Genomic DNA, 16180 nt, shown 5'->3' on the forward strand with positions numbered 1-16180 from the left:
TAGTACAAGAAGATGATTGCTGGCAAAGAAATTAGAAATTAATCCCAGGCTTAAAGGTTTATTTCCCAAAAATCCACCACTGTTACCTAAATAATTAAATGTCTACCAGGAGCCTACTACTAAAATTTGCGAAACCCTACCCAGGGTTAGTGATGCTGACAATATTATTAGGATTTTCTGGAGCTTTATTTAATGGGGTGAGTACGGCTCTGATTGTGCCAGTAATTTTAAGAATAGTGGGGCAATCAGTAGACTTAAAAGGCTCTCCGGCTTTACTCCAAGCTATCATGACTCCATTTGATCAAGTTCCAGAAAACTACCGCATTGGAGTAATGGCGGGAGCAATTATTTTCACAATTACCTTAAAAAACTTAGCTACATATTTTAGTTCATTAGTATCGAAAACTTTAACCCGTAGACTAACATCGGATATCCGGGAAGAAGGAATAAATTTATTACTAAATATTGATATAGATTACTATGCGAAAACAAAAGTTGGTGATATCATCAACCTTTTGGGTGGAGAAATTGGACGTGCTGCCACTTCTATAGGGAATGCAATTAAATTATTTGTCCTGATTGCTACTATTTTAGTTTTTATAGGTTTGTTATTGTCAATTTCTTGGCAATTAACTATAGCTGCCACAATCTTGCTGTCATTGGTGACGTTGATTAATCAATCTGTAGTTGCGCGTTCTCGGAAGTTTGGCAAGCAGCTAAGTGAAATGTCAAAAGCCTATTCTATCTCAGTGCTGGAAACACTCAATGGTATTCGTTTAGTCAAAACTACAGGCAACGAAAACAGAGAATATGAAAAGCTGAAACAGTTAATTCATGAGCGGGAAAAAGCAGATTTTAATTCTCAAGCAAATTCCGAATTAATCGGGCCAGTCAGTGAAGTGATGGGTATTACATCCCTGCTGTTCATTGTGTTTTTAAGTAAAACATTCTTTTCTGAACAAATTTCTGCTTTATCAGCTGTACTACTGACTTATTTATTAGTATTACTGCGACTGTTACCCTTAGTTTCTCAGTTGAATAGTCTTCGGGGTAGCTTTGCTAATAATTCCCCCAGCGTCAAGATTATTAGTGAGTTTTTACGTCGTGATGATAAGCCATTCATGAGGAATGGTAATGTGATATACACAAAATTACAGGAGGGAGTGCATTTTAACTCTGTGTCATTTGCCTATCCAGGCAATGAGAAGTTAATACTCAAAGAGATAAATTTATATTTACCCCGTGGTACAACTTTAGCGTTAGTAGGGGGTTCTGGTGCTGGTAAATCCACATTAGCAGAGCTATTACCCAGATTTTATGACCCCACCTCTGGCAATATTACTATTGACGGTAAAGATTTACGTGAATTTGATATTTCATCGTTGCGAAAGCGAATGGGAGTAGTTAGTCAAGATACTTTTCTTTTCAATGACTCAGTGCGAAATAATCTAGCCTATGGTGTCCGAGAAGCTACTGAAGACGAAATTATCATGGCTGCAAAGCGGGCAAATGCTTACGAATTTATTGAGAAATTACCACAAGGATTTGAGACAATCATCGGCGATCGCGGTGTGATGTTATCCGGTGGACAAAGACAAAGATTAGCGATCGCCCGCGCTTTGCTGCAAAACCCAGAAATCTTAATTTTAGATGAAGCTACCAGTGCTTTAGATACTGTTTCCGAACGTTTGGTACAGGAAGCTTTGGATGATTTGAGTCGTGATCGCACCACCTTAGTAATTGCTCACCGTCTTTCCACAGTCCAAAACGCTGATCAAATCGCCGTCTTAGATCAAGGAAAGGTAGTTGAAGTCGGAACCCACGAGCAACTTTTACAAAAAGGTGGTTACTACTCACATTTGTACTCAATGCAATTTTCTAGTAGTTCTGAATCTTCCGAAAAAAAGAGTAAGATATTAAGCCGGGTTTCTTATGAAATACGCACACAATTAAACTCGATGATGGGTTTACTCGGCCTCGTACTTGATGATTTGGTTGATCACCCTCAAGAACGCCAGGGATTAATTCAAGAATCGTACAAATCAGCCTGGAGAATTCTTAACACTATAGATATTTGTGATGATATTATCAATCAGCAAAATCAAGGATTATTGGTGGAATTAGATGAAGAAAACCGTAGTCGAATTACTAACTATTATCAAAAATTAAATCATATTTTTGTTGATATTCGCAATTGTATAAATCCTCTAGTTAGCTGTCTTTGCAACCTCTTAGATAATGAAGTTTATTCCAGCGAAGAACAAAATAAACTAATTGGCCAAGCTTATGAATATACAACTTATCTCTTAAGTAACTTAGGCAAGCTTGAAAATAGTATCAATGGATAAAATGTAATATGAAAAAATCCCACAACAACTATATTTTTTTCGTGAACTCAGAGTTACCCCAACCAGAAGCTCACCTTGTACAATCTACCAATGCAGCTAACGGAGCAGCTAATTTAGGTTATTCTACAGTTCTAGTTTATCCCCAAAAAGGATTAGCAGCAGTTAACCCTCTTTCTTTAGCTCGTCCTTTTCAACCACGAAAAATCGACTCAAAATTAATTAATTATTACAATCTTCAAGATAAATTAAAAGCTGCTCCTTTACCAATGCCTTGGCCAATTGATTATTTTAAGAGCAAATTTACCAACTCTAATACTATAGCTACTAAATATTATTTTCCTGTTCATATTATCCCCTACACCAAACTTGTACATAGTCGTAGCTGGAACTTTATCAAAGCAGCAATTAAAAATGGCATTCCAGCAATTTACGAACATCATCATCATGAAGATAAACAATTTGAGCCAGAAATTGTGCATAACCCCCTGTTACAAATTACCGTAACAGTTGTAGAAACAGTCCGGGAAAGCATGATAAAAAACGGCATACCACCAGAAAAAGTAATTACATTACACAATGGTTTTAATCGTTTATTTATAGAGAGACAACCAGAAAAAGCTGCCATTTGGCGAGGAAAGTTATTGCAAGATGGCAGAAAGCATTTAGTAGTATATGCAGGAGCATTACAGAAATTTAAAGGAATTGATTTACTAATTGATGTTGCTAAAGAAATGCCCAATGTACAATTTGCTTGTGCAGGAGGTAAACCAGAGGAGGTGGAATACTATCAGCAATTGGTAAAAGATCAGCAAGTTAATAATTTGAAATTTTTGGGCTACGTCTTACATAATGATTTACCCTCTCTGCTGCAAGCTGCGGACATTTTAGCTCATCCACATTGTTTAGGAAAAGCAGCAACTTTCACTTCTCCCCTGAAGCTATTTGATTATTTAGCCTCTGGTACTCCGATTGTTGCCACAAGAATTCCCTCATTAATTGAGTTTGAAAATACCCCGGCAGTTGCTGCTTGGTGTGAACCTGATAACCCTAGTCAATTTGTAGCTTGTCTGCAACAGGTGTTAGAAACTCATCCTAGAAAGATAGATGGTTACGAGAAAATGATTGAGTTTGTCAAGCAATTTTCTTGGGAAAATCGCGCCGCTAAAATTCTCAGCCATGTTGATCAATCTTTGCTTCCTGCCATCACAGGATAAATCAACCAACTCCATTTTAAGTATTCACTAATAACTCACCAGGAAAATGTCTTTAAAAACTGTCGGAATGATTAGCGGTTATCGTAATCTTAACAAAAGAGGTGATTGGTTATGGCAACAAACTCCACATCCCTTTGGAGTTTGGGGAAATATCCAAATGCAAGCATTGGCGGAAAAACCAGATTTTTTGCTGATGTATCAATTTGATTTCCCTAAAAAAAACCAGCCACAATCTTGGCTAGATAAATTACGACGAAAACACCCAAAACCAAAAATTAATGTGGAATCCCTCATCAGAAATGTACCCCAAGAAAGGATAATTTATCTGTTACGAGAACCGCCATTAGATGAGGTAATTGAAACTACTAAGCACAATTATCAACAAGCAAAACAGTATTGTGGGTATGTTTCAGGCCCGGATGATTTTGCTCCTACTCCTGATTATATGCCAGCTATTTGGTATCATAGCAACTCATTTCGGGAACTCAATGAAATGCCCATACCCGAAAAAGTTTCTGCTTGCAGTTGGATTACTTCTGGAATTAACCGCAGTGTTAATCATCGTCGTCGATTGCAGTTTTTAGAACTCCTGCAATCTAGTGAAGTTCAGTGTCATTTGTATGGACGCGATTTACCTCAATGGGCAGAATCATCAGGAGAATTGGGTAATAAGTGGTATGGAATGTCTCCTTATTATTACAATTTATCCATTGAAAATTATGCTGAAAACGATTGGTATGTCAGCGAAAAATTATGGGATGCTTTGCTGGCTTGGTGTTTACCAATTTATTATGGTGGTGCGGCGGCTGATAAGTTATTACCACCAGGTAGTTTTTTACGCTTACCTAGTTTAGATGAAAAAGGTATTGCTTATATCAAAGAAGTAACTGCAACTCCTGATGCTTGGTATGCGGCTAAGGATGCGATCGCCGAAGCCCGTCAAATCATTTTACATAAATTAAATCTGCTCAATTGGCTGTCTAATTTTGTTTCTCAATCCTAAGAAATTATGAATGGTATTTGCACCCTCGCTAATGACTATGTTTTCGATCAATTAGTGGCTTTGCTCAACAGTATTGATGTGATATTAGGCAAAGAAACCCCTGTCTGTATTTATCCTTTTGATCAGCAAACACAACGCATTGCTGAGGAAATAGCTAAACGTCCTAATGTATTTCTTTACGATGATCAAGCATCGATTAATCGTTGGGATCAATTTATGCTAAAAGCAGCAGCAGAACGGATGAATCCTAGTAAACACCGTCTCTATGGCGCACACCGTCGTTTTTGTGCTTTTGATGGCCCTTTCGATAAATTTATCTACTTAGATGCAGATACCTTAGTCATGAATTCACTGGATGCAGTGTTTCATCAGCTAGATGTTTATGACTTTATTGTTTACGATTTTCAATTTAAAGATATTAGTAAAATATATAATACCAAATCACCTAAATTACTGCAAGTTTTCCCCCAATCACGCCTCGATACAGAAATATTTTGTTCAGGATTCTATGGCGCAAAACGTGGCTTGTTTAATTCAGAACAAACAGATTGGCTGATAGAAAATCTCCAAAATGGTGAAGCCGAAATTTTGTATGGCGGTGCGGGTGAACAACCACTGCTCAATTATATGGTGATGAAGTCTGGATTGAAAACTTATAACTTTGCTCAACAATTACCAGAGAATCAAAAAACAGGCTGTTCTGCTACTTCTAAACACTTTGAAGAACAAGATTATATTCTTTATGACAAAGGTAATAGACTTACTTACCTGCATTATATTGGAGTTCCTCCTCAAGTGACTCAAGCAGTATGTGCAGGTGAAAATATTGATTTTCCCTATCGAGATTTATTCCTGCACTACCGTTATTTGCACGAACCAGAAAACCGTCCAAATTTCACCACTACTGCACAGTCTTATCAAGCTCCAGCAACGAATTTACTGACAAGAGCTTTGAAAAAAATCAATTTAATCAAATAAGGATTATTTATGACTAGGGGAATTTATATAGTTGCTAATGACCGCGTAATTGAGAATGCGATCGCACTCCTCAATAGCATTCGTTGTTACGATTTAGAAGTTCCAGTTTATCTCATCCCATTTAATGAAAATTATCAGAAAGTAGCAGATACACTGTCTAGTTTACATCAAGTACAAGTTTTTCCCTATCTCCAACTTGTCGAGGAATTTACCAATCGTATAGGAGAAATTTTTGCTCAAGATTTTTTAGCTCTACCAAACAAAATGCGTAAATTGGTAGCATGGTTTGGCCCTTTAGATGAGTTCATTTATATCGACACGGATATTGTTGTCTTTGAAAAAATTGCCGATAATTTAGACAAACTTTCAGAAGTTGATTTCTTCTGCTGTGACTATCACCATGCTAATGACAAGCTAAGAAATATCTTTTCACCCTTAGTCAAAGAGCAACAAATTTTTACAGACGCACAATTAGAAGATGTATTTAATAGTGGCTTTTGGGGTTCACGCAAGGGTATTATAACTCAGGAACAAATGGAAGCTACACTACGCGAATGTGCAGAACATCGAGAATATTTTGATTTTACAGAAGGAGTTACAGACCAACCTATTCTAAATTTTTTAGTTCTCAAATTAATTGCCAAACGTGGCAATCTCGTCAAAATTCCAGGGGGAGGTGCTGGTAGTTGGGCAGGTTCTCCCAATTTCCAACAACAAAATTATATGCTTTATGACAAAGGAAAACGACTAAAATATCTGCATTGGGCAGGGATAAAAATGAAGCCTGGTAGTCCTTATTGGCAATTATGGCAACACTATCGTTATCTACATCATGGTAAATTTGCCTTGGTTCCTAAAGTCACCAGTCGTTTATTTTCTTTAATTAAATAACTGAATTTAAGATTGAGGAGTATTCCTATGGTTAACGGTATTTACACCCTAGCTAATGACGTAGTTTATGACCAATTAGTAGCTTTACTCAACAGTATAGAAGTTAATGCTGGTAGAGAAATTCCTGTTTGTGTGATTCCCTATGATCATAGATTAGAAAAAGTCAAGGCAGAGATTAAGACTAGAAAAAATGTCACCTTATTTGATGACGCTGCTTCTCTAGCTCGTTGGGAAGAATTTGGGAGTCGTGTATGTCAAGCCCATACTAGATCACAAGAATTAATGAAACAACAGGGTTTACCACCTAATTTCCGCACTCAAAGATACCGTAAACTTTGCTGTCTAGATGGAATGTTTGACAAGTTTATCTTCTTTGATGGTGATACACTTTTGATGAAGCCACTGGATGAAGTTTACCAAAGGTTAGATGAGTATGATTGGCTGACAAATGATTTTCAATATAAATCCGATCTCCACTATATTTTTAATTGGACAGAAGAAAAAATCAAGGAAGTTTTTCAAAGAGAAAACATCAGAAATGATGTTTTTTGTTCTGGTTGGTTTGCTTCTAAAAACTCGGTTTTTGATCAGACAATGTTAGCAGACTTACTAGATAAATTGGAATCAGGTGAAGCTGATGTATTACATTGGATTGCATCTGATCAAACGCTGATCAACTATTTAGTTTTACGTAGTGGAATTTCCTATTATAATTATGCTTATCATGGTGAAGGAACTGGATGTCATTGGTCTTCTAAATTTGATGTTGTAGATAATATTCTTTACGATAAAGGGAAACAGATAACTTATCTTCATTACATGAGTGTATATGCTTCAGATTTTACGCGGCTTTGTAGCGGTGAAGATGTTGGTATTCCCTATCGTGATGTTTTCCTACATTATCGCTACTTAAAGTCACCTGAAGCCAGACCAAAAAATTTTAAGCGTCCAAGTCAATTCCAGCGTTGGCAAGAGAAGGCTAGAAATTTTTTCAAACCAAAAAATCAGAAAATTCAGTTAAAGTCTCGTAATTTTCCCGAAAAAAAATGAGTAAATCACTAAAATTTTACATAAATACAGTAAATTTCATCTGAGTGAAGTACATAAGGGCGGGCTTTCCTGCCCACCCCACAAGATTGATGATATTAAATGTGTACCTGATTTATCTCTCAAGTGGTGTAAGTCCGCATGGGCGGACTAGGAAAAAGCAGGGGTTAGCCTGATGTATTTAGGGTAAAGAATCTAAATCTAGCGATCGCAGTCCTTGACGTTGTGCAAATGTGAGCATACTTCCCAACTGCAACCACACTAATAAGCAAGTCAAAATACTCAGGGGTAAACCAACTCCTAACGCCAGAAAGGAGGGAAAGCCGAATATTTCTAACCCTGAAGCCATAAATAAACAAACTCCCGCCGTAATTCCCAGAAAAGGTACAGATAATCTTTTTCGGAATGCAGCATTAGTTAAGGGATTTTCTGGATTATTCTTTTGCCATTTTTGGACAATTGATTGCAGTGTGCCAGATAAAGCAAAACCAGAAGTTATTGCCATAAACAAGCCCACAAATAGTAGAAAATATGGCGGTTGCAGAGGATAATAGTACATGAAGACTCCCAAAAATTAAAAAATAAATGGTCTCAATGAGCGAGTAAAAACTTTGATTTTTACTGTTGATTTTTTGATGTTTTGTCATCAAAAAATGCTAAAGATGTAGCTTGAGGTAGAATAGCAGCTACTCCTTCTCTAGATAAATCTGCTAGTAAACCCATTGCTACATTTAACAGCCGATTGGGGTTGATGTCATCTTTAACTAGAAGCCACAAACGTTGTACTTCTTCTGTGTGGAGTCGATCATCTTCTGTTAGTGCTAGTACCAACTGGCGGCGGAGAAATTTACCTTCATCAGATAGTAGATATTGCAACCCCATTCTGGCGGTAGGCAATATATCAAAATTACCATCGGTGCGGGCGATCGCAATTAAATTTTCCAAGCGTTGCCACTGAAATTTACCATCTTTAAATAAGACATTCAGTAATCGCCGCCTGAGTTCGGGAGATTCTCCCGTCAGCAACCGCCTAGCCACATAAGGATAACTCACCTCGACAATTTTGAAATTGGCATTGAGACTCAAAGCAATCCCTTCCTGCGTCACCAGAGAACGAATAATTAAAGCAAACTTGGCAGGGACGCGAAACGGATATTCATACATCAGTTCTGAGAACTGATCGGTAATAGTTTTAAAGTTGAAGTCTCCGACATTTTTACCAATGGCATTGCCTAAAACCGCCTCTAATGCCGGGACAATGGGAGCAATATTGGTGTCTGGAGTTAAAAAACCCAGATTGACAAAATCTGTCGCTAAATCGTTGTAGTCTTGATTCACCAGATGCACTACTGCATCAACTAGCGTTTCCTTGGTGGTTTCCTCCAACTGATCCATCATGCCAAAGTCAATGTAAGCCATGCGACCATCAGGCATCGCAAACAAATTACCAGGATGGGGGTCAGCGTGAAAGAAGCCGTATTCTAATAATTGTTGTAAGCCAGAGGTGACACCAATACGGATGATTGCTTCTGGATCTAAACCTGCTTCTTTAATTCGTTTTGTATCGGTTAGCTTGAAGCCGTTAATCCACTCCAACGTTAAAACCCGACTACTGGTAAATTGCCAGTAAATCATCGGAACTTTGACTTGGGGATCATTGCGGAAGTTGTTCGCAAATTTTTCCGCATTCCGACCTTCATTGAGGTAGTCAATTTCTTCAAATAACTTAGTGCCGAACTCGTCCACAATCAAAGTTAGATCATGACCGAGATTCAGAGGTAGCCAAGGGGCTAACCAAGAAGCAGCCCAACGCATTAAATACAGGTCGAGGGTGAGAACTGGGCGTAAGTACGGACGTTGTACTTTTACCGCTACTTCTTCACCAGTGAACAAACGACCGCGATACACTTGACCTAAACTAGCTGCCGCGACTGGAGCAGGCGACAGTTCACTGAAAATCTCAGAAACTGACTTATCTAATTCAGTTTCGATAATTTGATAGGCGATCGCATTATCAAACGCTGGTAATTGGTCTTGTAGTTTGATCAGTTCTTCTAAGAAATCTTTGCGGATTAAGTCAGGACGGGTTGACAGGGCTTGACCAACTTTAATAAATGTCGGGCCTAGCTTGGTGAGTAACTCTCTTAACTGGGTAGCCCGTTTTTCTCGGTTCTGCTCGACCTGATTTTGCCATTCATCCCATTTCAGACCGAAAACAAATACTGCAAAAGACCAAGTTATTGTTATTAACCGCCCCCAAACCTGCCAAGGGCGATAGCGATAATAACGAGCGATCGCGTCTGGATTGTAGCGTCTTAGCTGACCAGGTTGATACTGACCCACGCCTTTGTTTGCCTCTTCTACTACTGGAAAATTTACAATTTTGTTGGTTTTTTGAACTGCAAGCTGTTACGCTGCTGAGGATATCAATAATTTTTTATAAAAAAAACGATATAGAACATATAGCAGCAGTTTGGCGGTTTAGCTGTTGTCTACTGCCCAAATGTTTTGTATCTTCTTCTTAATTATACTTTATAAAAGTACAGCAATTTTTAGTTGCTTGTTAGTTATCAGGCGCAAATGGGAACTTTATGTATATTCCCATGTTGTTATAATGATTACAGGCTAAATTCATGTCTTTCCTTTCAAAACTCTATAAACGCCAGTGGCGACTACGTATATTCGCGGTGTTAGCAAGTCTGATAGCTACACTTTTGTTTACTCTGCCAGCAACATCTAGCTTCCCCACGACACGAGACAAATTTCAATGGCCCTTTTCGTCCACATCAATTTGGAATATGCCGCTTGGCTCAGGTGCGCGTTACATACCAGCCAAGATTCAAAAAGCGGGAAGGATATTATCAGATGACGAGCATTTTTTCCAGGTAAATACTGCTGATCCCAAACGTCCTGTTTATGCGAATGGTAGCTGGACTCAAAGATGTTCGGGTAGTAATTTTCTGAATTTCTACTTACCGATTCCTGATAGTTTAATTGTTCCCGACGCTACACTGGAGCCATATAGTACCCCAAATAATGTTTCTGCTTTTCTCATGCCGGATGGTCAAACTTTGGTACAACTTTCGCCTTTAGCTCGCTGTGTACAAGGAGGGCCTATATATGGTCAACGCTATTCTCCTGATGTGAATATATATGGTCAGGGAATAGGTGGAGCGCATTTTGGCTCAGGACTGTCTTCTATAGGTGGCTCTATTCGCAAAGGTGAACTCACAGGTAGTCAACCAATTCGGCACACTCTCAAGTTGTTGCTATGGGCCAAAAAATATTTGTATTATTCTGCAAGTGTGCCTGGATATCGCTGGCCAGCCGACAGAGCTGATAGCTATGCAGCAACTACTTATGGTGGTACAAACCCGGCTTTAGTGGAAGGAACGCTCTTGGCAATTCCGCCATTTATGTCTGAATCCACTCTCCAATTAAAAACACCAGCCGCCAAAAAGATTTTTCATGCACTGCAAGATTACGGTGGCTATGTGGTTGATGACGCAGCCTGGGACGCTCATTATATAGCTATGGAGAAAGGCGTTACTGATGAGTTTCGTCAAGCCTACGGCTATGAGTTTAATACCTCAACCGGAGTCTTCTACGAAGATATGATGAGAATATTTCAAAATCTTTACATCATCAATAACAATGGCCCAAATAGCATTGGCGGAGGTGGAAGCAGAAGACGCGCTCCTCTAGCTCCACCCATTGGAAATTGAGTTATTAGTTATTAGTCATTAGTTATTAGTCATTAGTTATTAGTCATGGGACAGGGGGCATAAAACAAGTCAAAAGTCAAAAATTTTGACTTGATTTTTCCCCAGTCCCCAGTCTAATGTTTAACAGTCTGAGATTTAGCTTCTAAATTTTCTAGACGGCTTTTGAGTTCTTGGTTTTGCTGTTTGAGTTGATCAAGTTCCTCCCGTAACTGACGCAGGGCTGTGTCTGTACCTATGTTTTTCTGCACCTTGGTAATTTGTTCTTCGGCAGAGCGACACACACGCCCATCTGCTGTTTGATTGGCTAGCGATCGCAACACTCCTAATGCTTTGGGTGTCTCCATTTGCCCCAAGGATGCTACTACCGCCATTTGCGTCAAAAAGAAGGTTTCTTTGGCTAGTTCTGCAAGTCTGTCTACTACCCGTTCTAAATTAACCGGACTTTGACCTACAGAAATTTTACCTAATGCACGAATTGCTGCTAAACGCAAGGGTTGCGGCACACCATTTTTAGTGTATTCCAGTAACAAATCTAGGGCTGCTGCTGAAGTTTTCAGTTCTGCTAAACCCCCAATTGCGCCACTGCGAACAACTTCATTCCAACCGGCTCTTGCTGCTAAAACAGATTGTAGAAGTTTGATCACCTTTTCTTCTTTGGGTTTATCTTCTAAATTAGCAGCTGCGATCGCTCCTAAACTCCGACAAGCAGCAGCTTCCACATAGTAACTGCGATCGCCATCTTTAACTACCTTTTTTACAGCCTTATAGCTAGCGCGAGTTTTAATTTCTCCCAATGCTTCTAATACCGCCCGTCGCACATAAGCATTCTCATCTTCTAAACCCGCAACTAACCCATCAAAAACTTGATCTAACTTAATCTCTGCCAATTCTTTAGCTACTTCTACCCGCACACCCCAAAATGGATCATGTTTCAAAGCTGCGGCTAAAGCTTTGATCGCTTCTAATCCGCCTTTTTTCGCCAAAGCTGTAGCTGCATAAATCCGAGAAATCGGGTCTGGGTCAGCTACTAACTGCGCTTTTAACTCTGGGATGGGATACTCCAAACAGACAGTCTTGAGAAAATTATTCCCCACATCAAAGCTGATAAAATCTGGTTTCTTGGCTAATGGGAAATAAAAACTCTGTTCCCGTTCATGTACTCTGACTGTAAAAGTTTGCAGTTTTGCTGTTTTCCCTGGTTGGGTGTAGCCAAAACCAACGGGAATTTTTAAATCAAATAACTCTTTACTATTATTGTCTTTGGCTTGGGTTTGCGTCACCGTCAGCTTTGCTAACTTCGCCTCACCATCCCAACTATAAGCCACCTTAAAATCAGGATGACCACCACGATAAACATACTGATCAAACAAGAAAGCCAGATTTCGACCCGTGGCTTTTTCTATGGCTCGCAGTAAGTCGATAGTTTCCACCGTTTGGTGAGCATGATTCTGAACAAAAGTCTGAATTGCTGGCCAAAACAATTCTTCGCCCAGTTCCGCGCGAATCATATGATAAACACAAGACCCTTTTTCATAGATGTGGCGGTCATACAGTTCAATAGCGACGCGGTAAATGTGCGTTACCATTGGGCGACGGTAGCGGCTACTATCTTCACTCAGGTAACTACGAGCTTCTAATAATCGATAGTAAGCTGCTTCTTCCGAACCATACTCTTGTTCTGTCCACATCACTTCGGAATAAGAAGCCATCCCTTCCTTAATCCAAGCATGAGACCAATGCTTAATGACTAATAAATCACCAAACCATTGATGTGCTAGTTCATGAACCACTAAGCTTTCAGCATTGCGGTTATCTAAAGCGGCGCGTTCATCTAATAGACATCGGTCTGTTAACAGGGTGGTAGAAGTGTTTTCCATCCCGCCAAAGATAAAGTCACTGACGCAAACTTGGGCGTATTTGGGAAAAGGGTAAGCATAACCATACTTTTCACTCAGAAACTCAATCATGCGGGGAGTTTTTCCCATGCTACGTTTAGCGTCTGCTTCCCGTCCTTTTTCTACGTAGTAGGTAACGGGTTTACCTTGCCACTCTTCCCGAATTTCCGCGAAATCACCAACAGCGAGCGTCATTAAGTAGGTAGGATGTACTTGTTGTTGTGACCAATGGTAGATTTTGTCATTGCCATCTTCTCTAGCTTCAATCAATTCGCCGTTAGAGATGGCGATTAAATGTTTGGGAACACGGACACGAATTTCCGAAGTGGATAGTTGTCCGGGGTAGTCGAAGCAGGGAAACCAGAAGCGAGAGTCTTCATCTTCTCCTTGAGTCCAGACTTGAATGGGCTTGTCGGGGTAGTGTGCGTCTGGTTGAATAAAGTAAATACCACGTTGGGGTTTTTCCACAGAGTAGGCGATCGCAATCAATAACCGTTTCCCGACTTTGGTAGGCTCAGATAGCTCAATAGTTAGCTGTTCGCCGTCATAATCAAAGCTTTGCCCTACTTCATCTACCTGTACAGACTCGATATTCAAGTTAACCGCATCTAAAGTTAAGCGGTCAATACCGTTACGTATCGGTGATAGCCGAATATTACAAACACCCTGGTAACTTTGCTTGGGAATATCCAAGTTCAAGTCCAGAAAAATATGCTCTACCTGTCCAGGGCGATCTGGATTGTAGTGGGGTTTCGCCCCAGGTAACTCAAAAGATTTACGTCCGTTATTTTCTGTATCAAAATAATAAGAGTGAGGCATTGATGATGACTGACCTTTTATACTGAAACTTCTAGTTGTATATATTTTCCAAAATATATCGCTTATTTGTCCTGTGCAGTCAACTCTGCCAGCGAAAACAGACACTGATGCTCAAATGCGTCGAGTATCAATTTTCTCTGACAAATCAGGATACTCTGCACCTCATGTTGCTATTCATGAACTATCAAAGCTGGAAACTATTTCCATAGCTTAGGATAGCTTGTTGGTTTCCACCAAGCTATTTTTTTTGATTTTGACTATTTCGGTTGCGGATTTACTGGTCAGGATTTTGTAGTATTTTTTGGTGTCTTTGTCTAGTAATAGGGCAGAAATTGCATATTTCTACCAGTTAATTCGGAAAAATCAGTACATATCACGAAATAATTCCATAAACTCTACAATGACGTTTTTGTTAACCTCAGTCACAATTTGAGGAAAAGAGGATCATAACAATGCCCGAAACTAAATCCAAGTTTTTAATTCCTGCGGTTGGTGCTGCTGTAGTTGTCGCAGGAAGTGTAGCAGCTTATATATATCTCAAAGGCCCCTCTGGTGATGGTTCAGGTGCTTTAAGTAGTGCTAAATTTGTACCTGCTTCTGCATACATGGCTACCTATATTACTACAGACCCCCAAGCCTGGGCGAAGTTGCAGCAATTCGGTACACCAGAAGCACAAAAGTTACTGGCTCAAGGTTTTGAAAGTTTGAATCAAGATTTGTTGAGTGATAGTAACATTACTTACGAAAAAGATATTAAACCTTGGGTGGGTGGGGTAATGATGGCTGTGTTACCGCCAAACCCCACTAAAACCAACCAATTGAATACAGAATCGTCGGCAACACCAACACCAATTAAGCGACAGCAAGAACCACAAGTCTTAATGGTATTGGGGATTAAAGATAAACTGAGTGCTTTAAACTTTGCCAATAAATTAAAGGCACAAAAAGGGGTAAAAACTAAAGAAACTGATTATAAAGGCGAAAAAATTACCGAAACCGCGTCAGAAAATGGTAAGGCAACCTACACGGCGGTTTTAAATAATAGCTATATTGTATTTTCTCCTGAAAAACCAGCAGTTGAACAATCAATTGATGCTTTTAAAGGTCAACCTTCCTTGGCTAATAAAGCAGGTGCGAATACCATTTTGGCTAAAAATGTAGATGTGAAGAATTCCTTGGCTCAAGTTTACATCCCAGATTATCCGGGTATGATCCAGCAACTTGTGGCTGCCAATCCCCAGTCTAGCTTGACACCGCAAACCTTAAAACAGCTACAACAGGTAAAATCAGTGGTAGCGGCTGTGGGTGTGGATGACGCTGGGTTAAGATTAAAGGCGATCGCTAACTTAGATCCCCAACTCAACAAGTTTGAATATCAAAATTCTCCCTCTAAAATAGTCGGGCAATTTCCCAGCGATACTTTTGCTTTAATTAGTGGCCAAGGAATCAGTCAAAGTTGGTCAACACTGGTAGCACAATCTCAAGAATATCCCGAATTTAATCAAGTTTTAGAACAAGCCAGGGGACAACTCCAATTAGTCAATATCGACCTAGATAAAGAAGTTTTTGGTTGGATGAATGGGGAATTTGCCTTTGCCGCTATCCCCTCGAATCAAGGTATACTAGCTAGTATAGGTTTTGGGGGTGCAATGGTTTTTGATACGAGCGATCGCAAAACCGCCGAAGCTACCTTAACTAAATTAGATAATCTCGCCAAAGCCCAAACAATTAATGTCACCACCAGAAATATTGGTGGTAAAAATATCACAGAATGGCAAATACCGCAACAAGGTGCTTTATTCGCCCACGGTTGGTTAGATCAAGATACTGTATTTTTAGCTGTTGGCGGCCCCGTAGCAGAAGCACTGGCAAATAACAAAAATCAATCTTTGGAAAACAGCGATACCTTTAAAGCCATCACTGCTTCCTTGCAAAAACCCAATGGTGGTTACTTCTACCTAGATATGGACAAAACCATGTCCTTAGTTAATCGTTTTGCCGCACCAACTCAATCCATACCCCCAGAAGCTAATGCTATTCTCAGTTCTATTCGTGGTTTGGGTGTTACCGCTACCAGTCCCGATAAATCTACCAGTCAATTGGAGATGTTATTAGCTCTTAAACCCAGCACCGCCAAATAGTATCCTGTACACGGAAATACTGATATAATTGTACTCATAGGTGAAATACTGACCGTATTCCCACCAAAACTTTCATTGTTTGTAGTGAGGACTTTAGTCCTCTCTCAAAATCAGGACTT

General features: G+C 39.5%; 11 protein-coding genes. 8 read left to right on the plus strand and 3 right to left on the minus strand.

What is annotated here, in order from left to right; genetic code table 11:
• The first annotated feature begins 98 nt into the window (after window positions 1-98).
• The 6 genes from A3775_RS19780 to A3775_RS19805 are packed head-to-tail and all read left to right on the plus strand — an operon-like array spanning window position 99 to window position 7484.
• Window positions 99-2348 (plus strand): ABC transporter ATP-binding protein, encoded by a 2250-nt coding sequence (locus tag A3775_RS19780; RefSeq protein ID WP_066426413.1) that lies wholly within the window; start codon window positions 99-101, stop codon window positions 2346-2348.
• 8 nt (window positions 2349-2356) lie between these two features.
• Entirely contained in the window at window positions 2357-3562 is a 1206-nt protein-coding gene (locus tag A3775_RS19785; protein WP_066378485.1) for a glycosyltransferase family 4 protein, read from the plus strand.
• A gap of 46 nt (window positions 3563-3608) precedes the next feature.
• Window positions 3609-4565, plus strand: a complete 957-nt coding sequence (locus A3775_RS19790) for a glycosyltransferase family 10 domain-containing protein (protein WP_066426415.1) — start codon at window positions 3609-3611, stop codon at window positions 4563-4565.
• A gap of 6 nt (window positions 4566-4571) precedes the next feature.
• The gene (locus tag A3775_RS19795; protein ID WP_066426417.1) at window positions 4572-5543 is read left to right on the plus strand and encodes an Npun_R2821/Npun_R2822 family protein; all 972 of its coding nucleotides are present in this window, start codon (window positions 4572-4574) and stop codon (window positions 5541-5543) included.
• 9 nt (window positions 5544-5552) lie between these two features.
• A complete protein-coding gene (locus tag A3775_RS19800; protein WP_066426419.1) occupies window positions 5553-6434 on the plus strand; it encodes an Npun_R2821/Npun_R2822 family protein in 882 nt (293 codons plus the stop codon).
• A gap of 27 nt (window positions 6435-6461) precedes the next feature.
• The gene (locus A3775_RS19805; RefSeq protein ID WP_066378475.1) at window positions 6462-7484 is read left to right on the plus strand and encodes an Npun_R2821/Npun_R2822 family protein; all 1023 of its coding nucleotides are present in this window, start codon (window positions 6462-6464) and stop codon (window positions 7482-7484) included.
• A 178-nt stretch (window positions 7485-7662) separates the two neighbouring features.
• Here A3775_RS19805 and A3775_RS19810 read toward each other — a convergent pair whose 3' ends face one another.
• Window positions 7663-8040: a hypothetical protein gene (locus A3775_RS19810; protein WP_066378469.1), complete on the minus strand. Its 378-nt coding sequence runs from the start codon at window positions 8038-8040 to the stop codon at window positions 7663-7665.
• A gap of 59 nt (window positions 8041-8099) precedes the next feature.
• Complete coding sequence (locus tag A3775_RS19815; protein WP_066378467.1) at window positions 8100-9824, minus strand: AarF/ABC1/UbiB kinase family protein; 1725 nt, start codon at window positions 9822-9824, stop codon at window positions 8100-8102.
• A 290-nt stretch (window positions 9825-10114) separates the two neighbouring features.
• Here A3775_RS19815 and A3775_RS19820 point away from each other — a divergent pair, with 290 nt between their 5' ends.
• Window positions 10115-11206, plus strand: coding sequence for a hypothetical protein (locus A3775_RS19820; RefSeq protein ID WP_066378465.1), 1092 nt, complete (start codon window positions 10115-10117; stop codon window positions 11204-11206).
• 113 nt (window positions 11207-11319) lie between these two features.
• On the opposite strand, the gene A3775_RS19825 is transcribed toward A3775_RS19820, so the two are convergent.
• A complete protein-coding gene (locus tag A3775_RS19825) occupies window positions 11320-13920 on the minus strand; it encodes a M1 family metallopeptidase (RefSeq protein WP_066426421.1) in 2601 nt (866 codons plus the stop codon).
• Between the two features lie 452 nt (window positions 13921-14372).
• On the opposite strand from A3775_RS19825, the gene A3775_RS19830 reads away from it, so the two are divergent.
• On the plus strand, window positions 14373-16061 hold the full coding sequence (locus A3775_RS19830; protein WP_066378462.1) for a DUF3352 domain-containing protein: 1689 nt from the start codon (window positions 14373-14375) through the stop codon (window positions 16059-16061).
• The last annotated feature ends 119 nt before the right edge of the window (window positions 16062-16180 follow it).

Source organism: Anabaena sp. 4-3, from assembly GCF_001597745.1.
Lineage (GTDB): Bacteria > Cyanobacteriota > Cyanobacteriia > Cyanobacteriales > Nostocaceae > Trichormus.

What these genes read in the sequence shown, in the direction of transcription:
- A3775_RS19810 (WP_066378469.1), bottom strand. Translation starts at nt 8,040, where the DNA reads ATGTACTATTATCCTCTGCAACCGCCATATTTTCTACTATTTGTGGGC.
- A3775_RS19805 (WP_066378475.1), top strand. Translation starts at nt 6,462, where the DNA reads ATGGTTAACGGTATTTACACCCTAGCTAATGACGTAGTTTATGACCAA.
- A3775_RS19825 (WP_066426421.1), bottom strand. Translation starts at nt 13,920, where the DNA reads ATGCCTCACTCTTATTATTTTGATACAGAAAATAACGGACGTAAATCT.
- A3775_RS19785 (WP_066378485.1), top strand. Translation starts at nt 2,357, where the DNA reads ATGAAAAAATCCCACAACAACTATATTTTTTTCGTGAACTCAGAGTTA.
- A3775_RS19830 (WP_066378462.1), top strand. Translation starts at nt 14,373, where the DNA reads ATGCCCGAAACTAAATCCAAGTTTTTAATTCCTGCGGTTGGTGCTGCT.
- A3775_RS19780 (WP_066426413.1), top strand. Translation starts at nt 99, where the DNA reads ATGTCTACCAGGAGCCTACTACTAAAATTTGCGAAACCCTACCCAGGG.
- A3775_RS19795 (WP_066426417.1), top strand. Translation starts at nt 4,572, where the DNA reads ATGAATGGTATTTGCACCCTCGCTAATGACTATGTTTTCGATCAATTA.
- A3775_RS19800 (WP_066426419.1), top strand. Translation starts at nt 5,553, where the DNA reads ATGACTAGGGGAATTTATATAGTTGCTAATGACCGCGTAATTGAGAAT.
- A3775_RS19790 (WP_066426415.1), top strand. Translation starts at nt 3,609, where the DNA reads ATGTCTTTAAAAACTGTCGGAATGATTAGCGGTTATCGTAATCTTAAC.
- A3775_RS19820 (WP_066378465.1), top strand. Translation starts at nt 10,115, where the DNA reads ATGTCTTTCCTTTCAAAACTCTATAAACGCCAGTGGCGACTACGTATA.